Genomic DNA, 17308 nt, shown 5'->3' on the forward strand with positions numbered 1-17308 from the left:
GGAGGTGAGCCAGTGGATCCATTCAGCAAGACTCATGGCGAGGAATTAATTGAACTAATTAAGACTAACGCACCAACTGATGTGCAACTGCTAAGACGTTTATATGACGACTTCGACCCTTCGATCTATTCAGAAGGCGTTGAATACTACTTTAATCAATCGGAAATAAAGAGACGCATAATCAAGGTGCCTGACGACAACGGAAACATGGTCGCTGATCCAGATGCAACCAATCATCGTTTAGCATCCGGCTTTCACAAGCTCCTGGTCGATCAAAAGACTGCTTATTTATCAGGTGAACCAATGACATTTGGCTCTAAATCCAATGACAAAAAATTCCTTGATCTACTTTATGATTTGATTGGCGAGGATTTCGAGGACACGTTGCCGGAGCTTATTAAAAATGCCAGTAATAAAGGCAGAGAATGGCTGCATCCATACATCGATGAAGATGGAGTCTTCCAGTTTATTATTATTCCTGCTGAACAGTTCATTCCAATCTATGAGCCGACTAAGCGTAAAGAGCTGCTTGGAGGCATTCGATTCTATGAATACAGTGAATCAATCATCAAGCTTGAATGGTGGACTGATACTGACGTTTCGTACTACGAGATAGTAGAAGGGGAACTGGTACCAGATGCAATGGAAGAGGTCAATCCAGCACCTCATTACAATAACGGCAACCAATCCAGAAGTTGGGGTAAGGTGCCTTTTATTGAGTTTGCGAATAATGAGGAAAGAGTCAGTGATCTATTGTTCGTGAAGGACCCGATCGATGCGTTTGATCTGTTGTTCTCCGATATTACGAACACACTAGATGATATGCAGTCTCTAATCTACGTCTTAAAGGGCTATGAAGGCACGAACTTGGCTGAGTTTTTAAAGCAATTAAAGCGTTATAAAGCGATCCCGATTGATGCTGCAGAAGGATCAGGAATCGATACATTAAAAGCAGAAGTACCCGTCGAGGCTGTGAAAACTCAGATTGAAGAGTTGAAACAGTCTATTTTTGCGTTTGGTCAAGGTGTGAATCCTAATCCTGATATTATCGGTGATGCGCCTTCTGGTGTAGCTCTGCAAAATCTTTATTCTCTACTAGACATGAAATCTAGCATCCTAGAAAGAAAGTTCACACGGGCGCTTAGACGCTTTATGTGGTTTGTGACGGAATATCTCAAAATATCTGGACAAGGTGAGTTTGATTATCGGGATATTACCTTCTCGTTTAATAAGATGCTACTAACAAATGAACTTGAAATCATTCAAATGGCTCGTGATTCTGTCGGCATCATTTCTAATGCAACAATCAGAGAGAATCACCCTTGGGTTAAAGATCAGCAGACGGAGAAAGACCGATTAGAAAAAGAACAGGCTGAATTTGATGCCAGGCTTGAACCGTTAGGCGGTGAAGATGAGGATGAACCAATTAGAGATTGAAGCTCTCTTGGATAAACTTCTGGCACAAACCGAGGATGATCTAGAAAAGGTATTTAACAGGCGTTTAAAAAGCATTCAGTTCCGCATCTCTGAAATGTTCCGTAAATACGAAAAGAATGGTGAGCTTGGATGGACTGAAGTGAACCAACAGGATCGATTAGCGATAGAACTGGCTAACATAGCGAAAGAATTGACTGGTGATTATCGTTTGATCATTCGAGAATTACAGCAATCTTTTCAATATCAATACCTTGAAGGCTATTTACGTACAGCGTATTTACTCGAGAAGGCAGCAGGCTCAGAAATGGGCTTTATGATTCCATCTGTGGCAACTATTAAAGAGGTTCTTCTCAATCCAATTGCTGAATTAACCTTATCAGCCGTTCTGCAGCAACACCGCAATGAGATTGTTCGAAAGATCAATATAGAAATCGCACAAGGGTTTCAAAATGGAGAGAGTTATTCGCAAATTGCGAAAAGGATTGAGAAAACAGTAAACTTCCGCAAGAACAGAGCGTTGGTTGTGGCTCGAACTGAAGGTGGTCGAGTACGTAGTTTGATAGGCGAAAAAGCTGAAGAGACAGCAAAGAAATTTGTTGAGATTACAGGAGTATGGATGAGCGCGCTTGATTTTAGTGTGAGAGATTCTCACAAGACGCTCGACGGTCAAAAAACGGATAAAGAAGGCTATTTCCGTTACCTTGGATTGAAAGCGAAAGGACCGCATCAGTGGAATGTTCCTTCAATGGATATTCAGTGTAGATGCGTTAAGCTCAGACTGGTCAATAATATGCTGCCAGAATATCGTCGAGGTCGTGACTATATGGACCCGAACTATCAACAGAAACTCGCTAATCGCATTGACAAGTTGATGGCTGATGAATCACTTACGTATAAACAAGCTCTTAAAAAGGCTCAGAAAGAGATTTCACCACCTTCAGTAATGAGAGAATATGAAACGTTTGAGCAGTGGCACGGAAGGCTTAAAAAGGCATCTTAGGAGGTGGATCAGATTGGATAAAAACGAAAAACTCTTAAAGTCGATTGACAAAACGCTCACAGAGATTTTAAGAGAATTGAAAAAAGGTAATCGCCCAACACCTCAAGTCGAATCCGAGAAAGGGTAAGGTGATCCAACATCTCCCGGCTCAGGGTTAAGAGCAAATATGAAGTAGGAGTGATTGAATTGGGTTTGAATAAAAATTCTTTAAAAAGCACTTTTGATGCGGCAAGGGAGACTGATTCCCCTTTCGTATTTGTAGCTATCGTCGCAGAGGGTGTTGAAGAGGTAATTGTGGTACCAGAAAAATCATTCGATGCAAAAGAAGCCTTTTACAATAACGCTTATAACGATGAATTAACTCATGTTATGAATAGCAAGGTCTATATTCGTGGTCTAGGTTACGGAGAAGCAACAGAATTGAAAAATATTTCTTAATTCTTTCTTGGTATAAAACCCGGTCGTTTAAAGGTTCGACTCTAAATAAACGTATTCCTTATGCGTGAGGTGGACACGTAAACAAAACATTAAAAGGAGCGTTCAACATGGACTTAAAAGAATTGCTAGGAGAAGAACTTTACAATCAGGTGATGGAAAAGGCTGGTGATAACAAACTTGCAGTGGTTTCGGATGGGAATTGGTTTCCTAAAGATAAATTCGATGCGAAAAACGATGAAGTGAAGGATTTAAAGAATCAACTAAAAACTCGTGATACTCAGCTTGATGCTTTAAAATCATCTGCTGCCGATCATGATGCATTGAAACAGCAAATTCAAACCCTGCAGGATGAAAATAAAAACAAAGATACCGAATACCAGGAGAAATTGGACAAACAATCATTTGACTTTGCTCTAAAGGATGCTTTGAGGGGTGCTCAAGCCAAGAATCCAAGAGCTGTAACTGCATTATTGAACACGGAAGCCATCAAACTCGATGGAGATAAGCTACTTGGGCTAGAAGAGCAGCTTAATTCTCTAAAAGAGTCGGATGGTTATTTATTTGCAGAAAAAGAAGAACCAGCAGGATTATCTGGTCGTTCTCCTAAAGGTGCAGGACAACAACTACCTGGCACTTATAACAAGCCAAACCCATTTAAAAAGGAATCGCTCAACCTAACTGAGCAAGGAAGGCTATTCAGGGAAGATCCTGATTTAGCTAAAAAACTACAAGCGCAAGCTTAGGAGGTAATAATCAATGACAAGAATTGCAGACGTTATTGTACCACAAGTATTTAACCCTTATGTCATCGAACGCACAGCACAATTATCGGCATTCGTCCAGGCAGGAATTGCAGAACGTGATCCTGCATTTGATGCGTTAGCCCGTTCAGGTGGTAAGCTATTAAACATGCCATTCTGGAAAGACCTTACTGGTGATGATGAGGTCCTTTCTGATACGACTCCATTGACACCGGATAAAATCACTGCAGCTCAAGACGTTGCGGCACTACTAGCCCGTGGTCGCGCGTGGAAAGCGAATGACCTTGCTAAAGCATTGTCTGGTGATGATCCTATGGGTGCGATCGGAGATCTTGTGGCTGCTTATTGGGCACGTCAACAACAAAGGGTTGCTCTATCTGCGTTAGGTGGCGTGTTCGCTTCTGCTTCTATGAGTGGAAACGTACATGATATTTCTGCAGATGCAACTACTCCGAATTTTGTTGGAGAAACATTCATTGATGCGTCTTACAAACTCGGTGATGCAGAATCTAAATTAACTGCGATCGCTGTTCATTCAGCGACATACGCATCGCTGAGAAAGCAAAATCTCATTGAGTTTCAGATGGATTCAAACAACACCCAAATTCCATTTTACATGGGTAAACGTGTGATCGTGGATGATTCTATGCCTGTAAGTGCCGGAAACTACACAACATACATTTTCGGGTCTGGTGCTTTTGCACTTGGGAATGGTGCGGCGCCTGTGCCAACTGAAACGGATCGTGATTCATTGCAGGGTGATGACATCTTGATTAACCGTAACCACTTCATCATGCATCCACGTGGCGTAGCATTCACAAATACGTCTGTTGCTGGTGCTACACCATCCAACACTGAACTTGCTACTGCTGGTAACTGGAACCGAGTTTACGAAAATAAAAATATCCGCATCGTCAAATTCGTACACAAAATCGCGTAATAGTTGGGGGCTCAGGCTCCCTTTTATTATGCCTTGAGAGGTGAAGAGAATGGGTTTAGCTGCATTTAATCGTATGAGGCGCTTGGCTGCTGAGAAGGAAGAAAAGAAAGTAAAACAAGAGCTTGCTGAGAAAGAAAAAACAGAAGCAGAGCGAATCGAAGTCGAAAAAAGGTTGTTGGCCATCGAATATGAACTAAATTCAACTCCTGCGGAGGAAAAGAAAAAGGCTGCACCAAAGAAAGGTTCTCCTAAGAAGGAGGAATAATCTATGACCATCGAAGAAATCAAAGCGATGATTGGTCTGACAGGTACAACACAGCATGATACCTATTTAGACATCATGGTGCCGATGTTAGTCGAGAGAGCGAAGGAATATTGCAATAATGCATTCCTAGATGACATGGGAGTTGAAAAGTTGCCTGCAGGTGTCAAAGTATTCGTCGCAAAAGGTTGCCAGTTCAACATGAATAAATCTGGTTTGAAATCTCGCTCGATGGGAACTGTTTCGTATTCGTATGAGACTGATTTTCCTATTAGTTATTACAAAGAGATCCAAACCTATAGGAAAGTGAGGTTTAAAGGATGATTAGAGTCGTGAGTCCTGACAGAAAGCCTTATATCATGACAGAACGATCGTTCAAAGAAATATATGAGCCGCAGGGATATAAGCGAGTAGATCCGGAAGAAATGCCTAAGAAAGCTGAATCAACCGCAAAGAAATCGACCGCAAAAGGGAAGTGATCGTATGTATGATGAATTTCCGCATGCAGTCAGATTTCAATCCGTTCAGCGTGTTCCAGATGGCGGTGGAGGGTTCACAAATACATTTGTACCTTACACAACGATTTACGGCTTTTTAGACACTCCTACAAGTAATGAGCGCTATCAAGCTCATCAACTAAGTAATCCTTTAGATCGTTACCTTTACTATCCGTATCGTAACGATATAACCTCTGCGATGCGTGTAGTGTGCGAAGGCGAAGTATATGAGCTTGGCGGAAAACCAGAAGATCAAGGCGGCCAGCATGAGATCATGAGGGTTGCGCTGAAGTTGGTGCAAAATGGCTAGAAACTCGAAAGTACAGGTAGGAAATAAATTACTACAGCGCGCTTTAAAAGAGTTTGGAGACGAGATCCTAGAGCGTGTTCGAGAGATTGTTCAGGAAACTGGAATGATCATCTATAACAACGCTATTGCAACTGTTGCAGTTGATTCTGGTGATACTCGTCAATCGATTACGTTTTATAGTAGCTTGGATGGTCTGACTTGCACCGTCGAAGTTGGTTCTTCCATAGCAATTTACTTGGAGTTCGGAACAGGCATATACGCCGAGGGCGGCGACGGCAGAAAAACACCGTGGGTCTACTGGTCCGACAAATTAAATCGTTGGGTATTCACTCGAGGAATGCCAGCTCAGCCGTTTTGGTTCCCTTCAGTCGATAAAGGTCGAAGGTACTTCTCACGAGAGATAAAGAAACTGGGGTGATGTGATGGCGAGAAAAACCGCGTTATGGCCATTGCAAGTTGCAATTTTTCAGAGGCTTTCCAATGATGCAACAGTAACCTCATTAGTCTCTGGTGTATTTGATCATGTTCCTAGCAATCAGCCTTTTCCGTACATTCGTATTGGGGAACCTATCAAGGAACCATTCACGGATAAGACTTCAAACGGAGAAGAGGTTTCGCTTGTTATCCATACCTGGTCAGATGCGATGGGAAAAAAACAAAGTTATGACATAATCGAGGCTGCTGAAAATGCGTTATATGGACAACCACTGTCATTAAGCAGTGGTTTTTCTATTGTCAAAATGGATGAGCCGAGGAGTCAGGTGTTCGATGACATTGACGGAAAAACAAATCACGGTGTCATCAGGGTAAAATTCTGGATTAAATAAAAGGAGTGAAGAGAATGGGAATGGAACAAGGTAAAGACATTATTTACTTGGTACAAAGAGTAAATGTACCACTTGGATCACCGCCACTTGCTGTGGGTCATCAGACAGAAGGTTCACACTCTCGAGAGCAAGATATGATCGATGAGCAGACGAAATTCGGTCGAGTTGTCGGATATGGTCCTAAATCGGAGAACTTCGAGATAACTTTTTATTCAGAGATAGGCGATAGCGGTCAATCTGCTTTAGAGGATGCATATGACAATGAAGAACAGTTGAAAGTTTGGCGCGTGAATACCAAATTAAACGCAACCAACAAGCACGATGCACGCTTTGCTTATACAATCATTGAAAATATTGAAACGTCTGAGCCGACTGATGGCTTTGTAGAAGTTTCTACTTCGCTACCGATTTATCTGAAGTCTCAAAAAGGCGAATTACCAGCACTGTCAGCTGACCTTATCGAATTTGCGCAATACGGGTTCGAAGCACCGGGCGAGACAACGGGATCTTTCCCTAACCAAGAAACAGCACCAGCACCAGCAGGATAAAACGAAGGGCGAGATCATTCTCGTCCTTTTTTCTATGAATTTATTTAATGAAAACGGAGGAATCATACATGCCAATTTTAAACGTGAACGGGAAAGATTATGAAGCTAAGGTGACATTTAAATTTAACAGTCTGGCGAAAGACAAGTATTACGGGCAGGACAAAGAAGGGAACAAGTCTTCCGGCATCAATAGCATCTATGAAAAATTGCTGAATTTTGATCATGATGGCTTGCTGGGGTTTTGGGATTGCGCTGTGAATCATCTTAAAGACCGTCCGATTCTAGCAGACATTGAAGCAGCATTAGAAAAACGCATCGAAGCTGATGATGACACAGAAGATTTATTCAAGGAAGCATTTGCGGTGATGGATAACTCGGGTTTTTTCAAAAAACAAGCGAAGAAATACTGGAAGGACCTCGAGAAGGTGCCAGAGTTCGCGAAGGACGAGAAGGAAAAAACTCAGATGCAAACATACGTGCAGCGCATGAAGGACAGCAAGGCGGAGCTTCTAGGGACGAAAAAGAAAACGGCATAGACATGCTGAAGGTGTACGAGTTATGCGCTCGTTACCTGCAAGTCTATGACAATGATGTGATTGGATCATGGACCATGAATGAGTATAAAGCCAAATTAAAGGGTGCTCATCTTCGTGAGATCGATAACATCGAAAACATGAGCAAAGGCGCCATGATGAACGCGATTGCTGCTAATAAGAAAGGCACAACGGCTAAGAAGCTGTTTGATGCTCAGAAGGCACGAAGAGAGCTTGAAAAAGGGTCTCTACAATATACACGTCAAGAGGTTAAGCAACCGATGGACAAAACACGCTATAACCGTATGAAAAATGCGATGTCTTCTTATCAGATGCCGCAATAGAAGAAGGGAGGAATTGCTTATGCACGAAAATTTCATGGCTCGAATCGGAGCTAGAATTAAAGAGTTTCAGGCAAAAATGAAGCAAGTAGATGCTCAGGTAAGAAAAACGGCTATGGGTACAGATAAGCCGATTGGTGCAGACATTTCGGAGTTTTTACGCAAAGCTGCGTTGGTAGCTGCTCAAGCAAGAGCCTTAGCCCGAGACAAGGTGATCATTCCTGTAGAGGTGAGAGTAAATAACTTCCAACAAAGAATGGACCGTATCGCTAATACAATTCGATCTTTAAGTACCGTTATTCAAAACCAATTAGGCGGGGCTTTCTTATCTATAAGCCCAACTCTTGCACCTATTATCGCTACATTAACAGGGGCTTTAGGCAACCTAGGTCCGATGATCGGAACACTTGGAGGATCAACCTTCGCTCTTGGATCTGCATTTGGTTTCGCTGGTACTGCAGCTATTGGATTTGGCGCTGCGGCTATTCCAACAATTAAAGCGATCTTTGGAGAAACTGAAAACCTCACAGTCGCGCAAGCAGCTGCCAGAGCAGACTTTGATAAAACCGAGTCCGTATGGCAAAGAATCGTCAAAACAGTTGAACAGCCAGTTATGGATGGATTCACAAAGGCAATGGAGATCTCAAGAAAAGTATTGTCCTCTGTGGAGCCGATGTTTTTAAATACAGCTAATGCTGTAAATGGCTTGCTTGATTCACTGAATAAAGAAGTGGGAGGCGCAGAGCTTCAGAATTTCTTTAGAACGCTGAATGACTACGCTGGACCGTTTACGAAGGTATTAGGTGAAGCTTTAGGGTTACTTGGAAAAGGATTTATGAACATGATGGTTGCTTTTGCACCGTTATCTCTTCAAACGGCTGAGGGCTTTCGTGCAATGGCTGAGCGATTTGCAGAATGGGCAAATGGTCTTTCGGCAAGCGATAAGTTCCAATCATTTGTCGATTATGTAAATACGAATATGCCGAAGATGAGAGCGATTTTTAGAGATGCAATCGCAGGGATCGTATATTTATTTGCAGGATTCGGAGATTCATCTGCTGGAATGATGGATGGACTCGTTAATATGATGTCCAGATTCAAACAATGGGCTTCTGAATTAGGAAACAATCAGAACTTTCAAATGTTCTTAGGTTATATAGCGGATAATGCACCTAAAGTAATCAGCTTGATCGGCAACATCACCACTTTCCTCGTCAATTTAGGAATTGGATTAGCGCCAGTTGGGTCTTTGCTATTGGATCTTGTTAATCGTTTCTTGAGCTGGACTAATAGTCTAATGGAAAATAACCGTGTAGTCGGTGTAATCATATCAGTCATCACAGTTTTAGCAGGTTTGTTTCTAGCTTTAGTACCTACGATTGTGGCTATAACTACGCTGTTTAGTGGTTTCGGAACAGCTTTAATGGCTGGTGTAGGTAAAGCTTTCACTTTTGTAAAACCACTATTCACAAACTTTGGGGCTACCATAGCAAAGGTTGCACCATTCATTTCTAGTTTAGCTTCAAAAGCTCTCCCACTTCTCTCTAGAGCTTTCATGTTCTTAGGTGGTCCAGTTGGAATAATCATAGGGGTTCTATCATTACTGATCCCCGTATTTATTCGTCTATGGAACGAAAATGAGAAGTTTCGTGAAGGTGTAATAACCGTATGGAACGCTATTAAAACCACCATTTCGACCGTAGTCCAAGCAGTTTCAGATTTTGTCATGTCTGTATGGGGAGCGATAGTTGTTTGGTGGAATGAAAATAATGAATCAATAAAAACTACCGCCAAGAGTATTTGGGATGCTGTCTATAACACCATTGTGACTGTCTTGACTACAGCATGGGGCTTCATAATGCAGGTCGTTACACTTATACAAGAATATTGGGCAGAACACGGGGATTCTATACTTTCTAATGCAAAAACGGCTTGGGAAGGTATTAAAACTGCCATAACCACTTTCCTTTCGGCAACTTGGGAATTCATAAAAGAAGTAGTTACGAGGATACAAGAATTTTGGAACGAACACGGAGAAACCATTTTATCCATAGCTAAAGCCGTTTGGGAGGATATCAAAACTGCGATATCTTTAGCGATAGATGTTGTTTGGTCAGTTATTAAACTTGCCCTGGAATTAATTCAAGGCATTTTTGAAACTGTTTGGCCTATTATTTCAGGTGTCGTTGAAATAGCTTGGGCTGCAATCACTACAGCTGTAGAAATCGCTACAGATTTAGTATTCGGAATAATTGATACAATCATGAATTTAATCAAAGGTGATTGGGAAGCCGCGTGGGAATCGATCAAAGAAACCGCAAACAGTATTTGGGATAGCATAGTAAGCATTTTTGAAGGTATTGATTTAGTTCAAATCGGTAAGGACATCATACAAGGATTAATCGATGGTATAGCGTCAATGGCGACAGCAGTTTGGGATACGGTTACCGGAGTAGCTGGAAATATACTTGACGCGATTACCAAAAAGACCGATACCCATTCGCCATCTAGAGAAACTCATAAATTAGGGGAATTTATCGGTCAAGGTTTAGTAAACGGACTCGCCTCAATGGGCAGAAAAGTCAGAGATACAGCCATTGGAATAGCCGGAATTATGACGGATAACTTAGCTCCGAAAATCGCTCTCGCTGACATGGGTGTATCAGCGTCCCTAGACACATCAATTAATAACAGCGATATGAGAGGCGTCAAGCATGCGTTTAGTGCTGAGTTGGATAAATTCGAGCTGCCTGATCGTGACATTATCCTTGTAATGGATGGTCGGGAAGTGGGGCGTGTAACGGCTCCATACGTCAAAGATGAAAATGATATGCGCAAAGATATGATCCGAATAGGGAGGGGGTAGCTATGTCGATTAGAAATATTTTAGACGAAATAATAGAAGATAGTTTCCCTATTTATTTTAATGGCGTGGATTTAAGCCAATTCTTCTACATTAAATCAGACAACGGGCGTGCAATTTATGGTCGGGAAGTGGAACTGTTTTCAGTTCCTTCTCGTCCTGGCGCTTTAATTAAAGGGGTAAAGTACCCTCCTAGAACGATAACAATGGAAGTGTTATTCGCTTGCGATTCAGCAGAAGAATTAAGAAAAAAGCTAGAAGATTTAAATGATATTTTATCATTAGAGGAACCAGCACCTTTAATTTTTCATGATGAGTACGACCGTACCTATTACGCGATCAGCGAACGAGTGACGGAAGGTTATGAATGGAATGGTTTTCATGTTACCACGATCACATTTATTTGCCCAGATCCTCACAAATACGGCCATGAAAATAAGGAGAACTTCGTTAATGGCTTAGCAACCGTCAGAAATAACGGATATAGAGAAGCAGCACCAGTATTTGAAATCGAAGTCTTAGAAGATATCACCTACATGGATATCATCTGTAGTGATGCTTATATGCGCATCGGTGAGCCTGTCACAGTTGAGCAGACTCCGATACAAAGAGAAGAAGTCGTGATGAACTATAAAGCTGATAATACAACAGGATGGACCACTGGAACCGATGTGGATGGTGGTGTTCCGGCAGGGAATTTTCAGACAAACGGATTCTCGCTCAATGTGCAATCCTACGGCACAGGAAGCACATGGCATGGGCCGACGATAAAAACAAGTGTCCCACAAGCGCCTTTACAGGATTTTATTGCAGAGTTTTTACTAGGTTTCCCGTCCACATCCTACGATAAGCGAAGTCGGGTTGAATATTATCTTTTAAACGATTTAAGCGATGCTATTGCGAAAGTCGCGATGAAACGGATCGGAAATGAAGGATTAGGGAATACGGTCGAGATCCGTCTAGGTGGCGGTCTTGATACAGAATTTCTTTATGTCGGCAAGGGTGAAGGTGCAGGTACCGCGTGGGCAGACTTTAGAGGGATTATGCGGATTGGCAGAATAGGGAACGAGTGGTTTTTCTATGTTGCTAAATTTCATCCGGAGACAGGCGCTCATGTTAATCGTATGTATAGGACTTACACAGATGCCGAGTTGCGATTTACTGGTAACTTATCTCAAATACAATTACATGCCGGACAGACAGGCACCGTGCCTACTGAAGCAGTTAACATCGATGACGTCCTGATTAAGCGCGTTAATACAGTCACAGATAATCAAGTACCTTACATCGCATACGCTGGCGACATCATTCAGATAGATATGCGTGACAGCAGCATTAAAATAAACGGAGAATACAGAAGCGACCTGAAAGATTTCGGGGCTTCTTTTTTTATGCTTCCAAAAGGCAAGACCGACTTAGTCTTGGAGCCTTCTACAAAATTATCCGGCAAGGTCACGTTTAGGGAGAGATTCTTATGACAGTTATTCATGCGCTTCATCATCACGATGATCGTTTGCTTGGTTATTTAAATAATGAGGGAGAAAAGCTGTTTTGGGACGACCTTCATGTTCATGAAATCAGCGGAGAAAATTCATATAGTTTTTATATGCCAGCGAATATTCCGGAAGCAGAATTTTTTTCAGAACGTGGACGTCTCCTTATCCCATCTGAAGATCGAGGATATGAAGAATTTATTATTTATAACGCAGCCACCTACATGAAGAATGAGAAAGTGGTGCGTGCTGTCGCGACTTATACAGACTTAAACGCACTGAAAACATTAAATCCTACTACTTATCAAAGTTATACTTTGAGGCAATATGCGAATGCTGCTCTAGTCGATACAGGATGGCAAGTAGGTGAAATTCAGTATGAAGGGATCCGCACGAAAACCTTTAATCAGCCGTTAGGTGCGTATAGTTTTTTAGTCCAAGTCGCGAATGAATTTGACGTGGAACTAAGATTTCGCGTTGAAACATCAGGAAACCGGATCACAGGTCGTTACGTGGACTTTATCAAACGAATAGGGCGTGACAACGGCAAAGAGATTGTGCTTGGCAAGGATTTAGTCGATATCGAAAAGGTTGTCCACAGTGACCGCGTAGTGACCGCCTTGGATTGCTATGGTCCTGAACGCGATGATGGTACGAGGTTAATTACAACTGTTACGGATGCAGGTGCTTTTCAGGCATGGAATTGGAAAAAGAAACATATTCGCGACCGATATGAACCTCAATCAGACCGTCAAGAGATGACGTTAGAAGAATTACGACAGTATGGCACAACCGAGTTAAAAAAGCGTATCGCATCTGTTACGGACTACTTTATCACTGGTGCCGATTTAGAAAGTATTTTTCCGCATGAAGCTACGCGACTCGGTGATCGATTAGGTATAAAAAATCCAGATTTTTCGCCGCCTTTATATGCTCATGCGCGAGTGATACGGGTTGAGCGATCAATCGTAGATAAAGCGAGTAAAGTGTATAAGATCGGTGAGGTTGTGACGTACACGGAGGACGAAGTTTTTCAGACGTTCAGGCAGCTACAAGACTTATATGCCATAAAAGTAATTAAATCGAACAGCGCACCACCTGGACGGATAGGAACCTTATGGATTGATACAAGTGGAACAGTTGATGTGCCGCATACTTGGAATTCAACTACTGCTGTTTGGGATAAATATTCTCCTACCCAAGCTGCTGACATTGGAGCTGAGACACCTGCAGGAGCTCAGGTAAAAGCTGATCAAGCAAAGGCTGCAGCTGACGCCTATACTAATCAGCAATTAATCAATTATGTTGATAAAACGCTCTATAATCAAGAACTAGCCGACATACAAGGTCAGATTGATGGGAGTATTACCACATGGTTTTATCCTTACGTGCCGACTCTTGAAAACTTGCCAGCAAGTGACTGGACCACCAACGAATTAAAGAATCAACACTTGGGCGATCTTTTCTATGACGATTCTACGGGCTATGGATATCGATTTAAGTTAAATGCCGACGTTTATCAATGGAAACGCATTGAGGATACAGACGTTACAAAAGCCCTCGCTGATGCTCAGAGAGCGCAGGACACAGCAGATGGTAAGCGGAGGGTATTTGTTAATCAGCCAATTCCGCCATACGAAGTTGGCGATTTATGGAGTCAAGGGGTTAACGGTGACTTAATGCGATGCTCAGTATCGAGGTCAACCGGCGTCTATAATGCGGCTGATTGGGTTTTGGCTTCGAAGTATACAGATGATACTAGAGCTGTTGAAGCTGAAAACAATGCGAAGGAACACGCTAACCTTGTTAGTGGTCAAGCATATCAAGATGCAGTGGCTGATGCTCGAGTCTATGTCGATCAGAATGGTGTCCTGCAGGGGTCTACTTATAATGGTGTAAGTATCTCCAATACGGATGGTTTTGTCACTGTTCGTGGAGATCAGCTCGTTCGAACGGTCCAAAACAGCACAGTCGGGATCGTAATCCAGCGCAGAGCCACGGTTAATGATCCTTGGATAAACATGTTTTATGTCGATGCTCAGACAGGGAACCTTAAGCTAGCAGGTGATCTAGACGGGGCAGGCGGTACGTTTAGAGGTCGTGTGGAGGTACAAGCAGGGGAAAATAAAACGGTCATTGAAAACGGGATTGTCCGGCAGGAATATGCGTCAACAGACGGTCTTTACACGTATCTCATCCAGATAAAAGATCACATCATCGAGTTAACAAGTGCTGATCCAGGAGGCACAAGCCGATCTTTTTTCAATGAACAGCGAGTTTTTTTATCACGTACTGATAATGTTGAAGGCGAATCGTCTGTTGTATACGAGGCTAATAACGTCAACGGTCAGTTACATGGCACGGCGAGGTCAACCAATGAATTTTACATTGATCCTAAAGGTCATCATGAAGTTTTCCTTTTCGATGTGGATGCGGCAGATCCTTTTCACCGTTCGATGAGTACCGGTACAGTAAGATTAAAATTTTTAAATGGTACCGCAGCACAACTGCAAGTAAGAAAGGCTGACGATAGTGCTTACGCTCCAATTGCAAGTAGTGACTTTGTCACCGCATCGAGAAGAGAGTATAAGAAAAATATCCAATCGATGGAGTGCAAGGGATATAACGCTACTGAGCGTTTAAAACTCCTTATCCCTTCTTTTTATCACTTAAATGGAGATTTAGACAGCGAGCCTTTGCGTGCAGGATTTATCCTCGACGAAGCTGTTTGGGAGATTGTCGACCCATCTGGTGAAGGATTAATTTCCATGCAAGCTGTCGCTTTGCTTGTTAAAGGTTTTCAGGAACAACAAACAATCATTGAGCAACAACAGTTAGCAATTAATGATCTTATCAAACGAGTAGAAACACTGGAGAAAGGGGGAACTGCATAATGTACTTGCCTATAAATCGAGCAGAATTTATAGCAGGAAATATCGCCAAAGCTGGTGATACAAAAAATGAATTTGTCATCCAACTATTAGACAGAAACGGAGCTAGAGTGGATTTAACCGGAGCTACAGTTACATGGACAGCTGCTAGCAGATTAGGGAGGTTGATCGCACCTAGAGCAGCTACAATTCTAACAGACGGTCAAGTTTCGGTAAAATTTCAGGATGCTGATCCAATAGGAGTTGGCGAAATTTTTATTGAGCTAACCGTAACTCGTGGAGACGGGCTAGTCGAAAAATTTCCGGCTGAAGATAACTTGATCATGCGCGTGACTAAATCTCAGGATGATGTCACTTATACGCCTGTTAATTTCGCAACGATCGATTACTTGTTAAATCTCATTAATACCATTGTCCAGCGTGAAACCGATTCGAATGCCGAATCTGCACAGGCGAGGGTACGAGCTAACGGAACGACCTATCCAACATTAAAAGGCAGGCTTGATAACGACGATACTCAGTTTAATGCTCATACAGCAGCATTGTTTTCTAGCGGTGTTCACGGCATGGGGCGTATCGCTTCGCAAGATTACGAAGAAGGAGTATGGACGCCTGTGATCCAGGGTTTAACAACAGCAGGTAGCAACACGTATTCTACACAAGATGGTAGATATGCGAAAGTTGGTGGTCGTTTATATTTCGATGCTTTCGTTTCTTTGTCTCTAAAAGATGTAAATATGGCAGGTGAAGTGGCTATATCGGGTTTACCTTTCGTAGTCAGAAATACCATCGGATACAGACCGAATGGTGTCGTTCCGATCTTTTCTAGCTTAACACTTGATGCGACTCGTCCGTATTTAGGATTTTTAGCATTGCCTAATGAGAGTAGAGTTAGGTTGAGGAAAAGTGGTGATAATGTATCAAATGTTGGGTTAGTAGCGACCCAGATTAATAATACGACATTTTTTCAAATTTCGGGATCGTACCTAATATAAGGGAGTGTTTAAAAATGATTGAAAAATACACAATAGATGCACTTTCTCAAGACAGCGTAAGTATTAAAAAACAGCAATATGCGGTTGTAGAAGGTGCTGAATACCCCATCGGAGAGCCTTGGCGCAAAGCATATACGAATAGCATTTCAGGGCGAGAAGAGTTAAAAACCGAGGTACCAGCTGATTATTCAAATGCTATTTTAATGATATGGGGAGAAACTCCAACAGTAGTAGAAGCACCTATAGCATAGGTGTATTTTTTATGCCTGTACCTCCACATAAGAAAATTGTAAGATGGATTTAATAATAACAAGTGTGGGGGATGTTTTTTGAAAAAGCATAATGAATTAAAATCGATTTTACAAGAGCCAAAATATTATCTAGATTACAAACAGAAAGATCTAGAGAGGAGGTTAGATGAAATAGCATTATCTCCTGAAACAGAAAAGCAAATAAGAAATGAGCACACAAAAGAAGTCGCTAAATCAAAAGCTTTATCCTTGTTAGGGACGTTTGGAGAGGTAATTACTACATTTCTAGAATGGAACGATGGTGTAAACAAAGATATAACCGAGGCAAAAAAATCATTGCTACTGGCTCATTATATGGACAAAGTAGACGATCATCGTTTATCGATTGACAAACTTAAAGAATTTTTAGTAAATCCACAAGGCAATACGCTGTTTAATAAAATATTGAGGATTTTGGATGACTCTCCTCCTGATGGTGATCTCATTGAACATCTATCATCTGCTTTAAAATTCATTATTAATAATGAATCGTTCTCAAAGCTATTTGATATCCATAAGTTTTCTCTTTCGCAAATAGAAAGATTATCTCCTCAGGCATTAAGTGTTTTATCTGATTATAAAAACTTTCCGATTTTCAAAAAGTTCGAGATGGTTCAAGAAGGGAATAAAGTTAAAGAAGAATATCATCATGAACTAGCAAAAGCTTATTGCCACACAAAAGGGATAAAAGAAGAGTTAATAATTAACAGAGTCGGATACTCATTTTTCGAACTTAAAAGAGCAGGGTTTATAGATGCTAAAAGGCTAAATGGTGATGGTGCAGTTGAAGTGTTTTTAACTACTCCCGGAAAAGAAATCACTCAATATTTAACTATAAAAGAACGACATTAACTAATGAATTATAGAACTGTTGGAACAAAC

The 17308-nt window shown here is 41.7% G+C and carries 20 protein-coding genes; all 20 read left to right on the forward strand.

All coding sequences use genetic code 11. The features are described from left to right. The first annotated feature begins 12 nt into the window (after positions 1 to 12). Positions 13 to 1437 carry a phage portal protein gene (locus KP78_RS09805; protein WP_041088488.1) on the forward strand — a complete coding sequence of 475 codons (1425 nt, stop codon included), beginning with the start codon at positions 13 to 15 and terminating at the stop codon, positions 1435 to 1437. Further along, positions 1418 to 2437 (forward strand): phage minor head protein, encoded by a 1020-nt coding sequence (locus KP78_RS09810; RefSeq protein WP_041088489.1) that lies wholly within the window; start codon positions 1418 to 1420, stop codon positions 2435 to 2437. The genes KP78_RS09805 and KP78_RS09810 overlap by 20 nt, the downstream gene beginning before the upstream one ends. 186 nt (positions 2438 to 2623) lie before the next feature. Further along, the gene (locus KP78_RS09815; RefSeq protein WP_200889221.1) at positions 2624 to 2875 is read left to right on the forward strand and encodes a hypothetical protein; all 252 of its coding nucleotides are present in this window, start codon (positions 2624 to 2626) and stop codon (positions 2873 to 2875) included. 107 nt (positions 2876 to 2982) lie between these two features. Beyond that, a complete protein-coding gene (locus KP78_RS09820) occupies positions 2983 to 3618 on the forward strand; it encodes a phage scaffolding protein (protein ID WP_041088491.1) in 636 nt (211 codons plus the stop codon). A gap of 13 nt (positions 3619 to 3631) precedes the next feature. Continuing rightward, positions 3632 to 4576 (forward strand): major capsid protein, encoded by a 945-nt coding sequence (locus tag KP78_RS09825; RefSeq protein ID WP_041088493.1) that lies wholly within the window; start codon positions 3632 to 3634, stop codon positions 4574 to 4576. A 49-nt stretch (positions 4577 to 4625) separates the two neighbouring features. Further along, complete coding sequence (locus KP78_RS09830) at positions 4626 to 4841, forward strand: hypothetical protein (protein ID WP_041088495.1); 216 nt, start codon at positions 4626 to 4628, stop codon at positions 4839 to 4841. Positions 4842 to 4844: 3 nt separating this feature from the next. Next, positions 4845 to 5162, forward strand: coding sequence for a phage head-tail connector protein (locus tag KP78_RS09835; protein WP_041088497.1), 318 nt, complete (start codon positions 4845 to 4847; stop codon positions 5160 to 5162). Continuing rightward, the gene (locus KP78_RS20060) at positions 5159 to 5317 is read left to right on the forward strand and encodes a hypothetical protein (RefSeq protein ID WP_157841482.1); all 159 of its coding nucleotides are present in this window, start codon (positions 5159 to 5161) and stop codon (positions 5315 to 5317) included. The genes KP78_RS09835 and KP78_RS20060 overlap by 4 nt, the downstream gene beginning before the upstream one ends. A gap of 4 nt (positions 5318 to 5321) precedes the next feature. Next, positions 5322 to 5645, forward strand: coding sequence for a phage head closure protein (locus tag KP78_RS09840; protein ID WP_041088499.1), 324 nt, complete (start codon positions 5322 to 5324; stop codon positions 5643 to 5645). Next, complete coding sequence (locus KP78_RS09845) at positions 5638 to 6063, forward strand: HK97 gp10 family phage protein (RefSeq protein WP_041088501.1); 426 nt, start codon at positions 5638 to 5640, stop codon at positions 6061 to 6063. Before KP78_RS09840 ends, KP78_RS09845 begins: the two co-directional genes overlap by 8 nt. Before the next feature lie 4 nt (positions 6064 to 6067). Then, positions 6068 to 6472: a DUF3168 domain-containing protein gene (locus KP78_RS09850; protein WP_041088503.1), complete on the forward strand. Its 405-nt coding sequence runs from the start codon at positions 6068 to 6070 to the stop codon at positions 6470 to 6472. Positions 6473 to 6492: 20 nt separating this feature from the next. Beyond that, entirely contained in the window at positions 6493 to 7020 is a 528-nt protein-coding gene (locus KP78_RS09855; protein WP_268747522.1) for a phage major tail protein, TP901-1 family, read from the forward strand. Positions 7021 to 7088: 68 nt separating this feature from the next. Further along, complete coding sequence (locus KP78_RS09860; RefSeq protein WP_041088506.1) at positions 7089 to 7556, forward strand: tail assembly chaperone; 468 nt, start codon at positions 7089 to 7091, stop codon at positions 7554 to 7556. Positions 7557 to 7558: 2 nt separating this feature from the next. Beyond that, complete coding sequence (locus KP78_RS09865; RefSeq protein WP_052474746.1) at positions 7559 to 7897, forward strand: hypothetical protein; 339 nt, start codon at positions 7559 to 7561, stop codon at positions 7895 to 7897. A 19-nt stretch (positions 7898 to 7916) separates the two neighbouring features. Further along, on the forward strand, positions 7917 to 10760 hold the full coding sequence (locus tag KP78_RS09870) for a phage tail protein (protein WP_041088508.1): 2844 nt from the start codon (positions 7917 to 7919) through the stop codon (positions 10758 to 10760). A 2-nt stretch (positions 10761 to 10762) separates the two neighbouring features. After that, positions 10763 to 12235 carry a distal tail protein Dit gene (locus KP78_RS09875; RefSeq protein ID WP_041088510.1) on the forward strand — a complete coding sequence of 491 codons (1473 nt, stop codon included), beginning with the start codon at positions 10763 to 10765 and terminating at the stop codon, positions 12233 to 12235. Beyond that, positions 12232 to 15144, forward strand: coding sequence for a phage tail spike protein (locus tag KP78_RS09880; protein ID WP_041088512.1), 2913 nt, complete (start codon positions 12232 to 12234; stop codon positions 15142 to 15144). The genes KP78_RS09875 and KP78_RS09880 overlap by 4 nt, the downstream gene beginning before the upstream one ends. Beyond that, positions 15144 to 16136, forward strand: a complete 993-nt coding sequence (locus KP78_RS09885) for a hypothetical protein (RefSeq protein WP_041088514.1) — start codon at positions 15144 to 15146, stop codon at positions 16134 to 16136. The genes KP78_RS09880 and KP78_RS09885 overlap by 1 nt, the downstream gene beginning before the upstream one ends. A 14-nt stretch (positions 16137 to 16150) precedes the next feature. Further along, the gene (locus KP78_RS09890) at positions 16151 to 16387 is read left to right on the forward strand and encodes a hypothetical protein (RefSeq protein ID WP_041088516.1); all 237 of its coding nucleotides are present in this window, start codon (positions 16151 to 16153) and stop codon (positions 16385 to 16387) included. 78 nt (positions 16388 to 16465) lie between these two features. Next, positions 16466 to 17278: a hypothetical protein gene (locus KP78_RS09895; RefSeq protein WP_041088518.1), complete on the forward strand. Its 813-nt coding sequence runs from the start codon at positions 16466 to 16468 to the stop codon at positions 17276 to 17278. Positions 17279 to 17308 lie beyond the last annotated feature (30 nt).

This window comes from Jeotgalibacillus soli, assembly GCF_000829435.1.
Lineage (GTDB): Bacteria > Bacillota > Bacilli > Bacillales > Jeotgalibacillaceae > Jeotgalibacillus > Jeotgalibacillus soli.

Coding starts and splice junctions, on each gene's coding strand:
- KP78_RS09835 (WP_041088497.1), top strand. CDS start 4,845: ATGACCATCGAAGAAATCAAAGCGATGATTGGTCTGACAGGTACAACA.
- KP78_RS09820 (WP_041088491.1), top strand. CDS start 2,983: ATGGACTTAAAAGAATTGCTAGGAGAAGAACTTTACAATCAGGTGATG.
- KP78_RS09810 (WP_041088489.1), top strand. CDS start 1,418: ATGAACCAATTAGAGATTGAAGCTCTCTTGGATAAACTTCTGGCACAA.
- KP78_RS09825 (WP_041088493.1), top strand. CDS start 3,632: ATGACAAGAATTGCAGACGTTATTGTACCACAAGTATTTAACCCTTAT.
- KP78_RS09845 (WP_041088501.1), top strand. CDS start 5,638: ATGGCTAGAAACTCGAAAGTACAGGTAGGAAATAAATTACTACAGCGC.
- KP78_RS09870 (WP_041088508.1), top strand. CDS start 7,917: ATGCACGAAAATTTCATGGCTCGAATCGGAGCTAGAATTAAAGAGTTT.
- KP78_RS09840 (WP_041088499.1), top strand. CDS start 5,322: ATGTATGATGAATTTCCGCATGCAGTCAGATTTCAATCCGTTCAGCGT.
- KP78_RS09890 (WP_041088516.1), top strand. CDS start 16,151: ATGATTGAAAAATACACAATAGATGCACTTTCTCAAGACAGCGTAAGT.
- KP78_RS09885 (WP_041088514.1), top strand. CDS start 15,144: ATGTACTTGCCTATAAATCGAGCAGAATTTATAGCAGGAAATATCGCC.
- KP78_RS09880 (WP_041088512.1), top strand. CDS start 12,232: ATGACAGTTATTCATGCGCTTCATCATCACGATGATCGTTTGCTTGGT.
- KP78_RS20060 (WP_157841482.1), top strand. CDS start 5,159: ATGATTAGAGTCGTGAGTCCTGACAGAAAGCCTTATATCATGACAGAA.
- KP78_RS09860 (WP_041088506.1), top strand. CDS start 7,089: ATGCCAATTTTAAACGTGAACGGGAAAGATTATGAAGCTAAGGTGACA.
- KP78_RS09830 (WP_041088495.1), top strand. CDS start 4,626: ATGGGTTTAGCTGCATTTAATCGTATGAGGCGCTTGGCTGCTGAGAAG.
- KP78_RS09850 (WP_041088503.1), top strand. CDS start 6,068: ATGGCGAGAAAAACCGCGTTATGGCCATTGCAAGTTGCAATTTTTCAG.
- KP78_RS09855 (WP_268747522.1), top strand. CDS start 6,493: ATGGAACAAGGTAAAGACATTATTTACTTGGTACAAAGAGTAAATGTA.
- KP78_RS09865 (WP_052474746.1), top strand. CDS start 7,559: ATGCTGAAGGTGTACGAGTTATGCGCTCGTTACCTGCAAGTCTATGAC.
- KP78_RS09875 (WP_041088510.1), top strand. CDS start 10,763: ATGTCGATTAGAAATATTTTAGACGAAATAATAGAAGATAGTTTCCCT.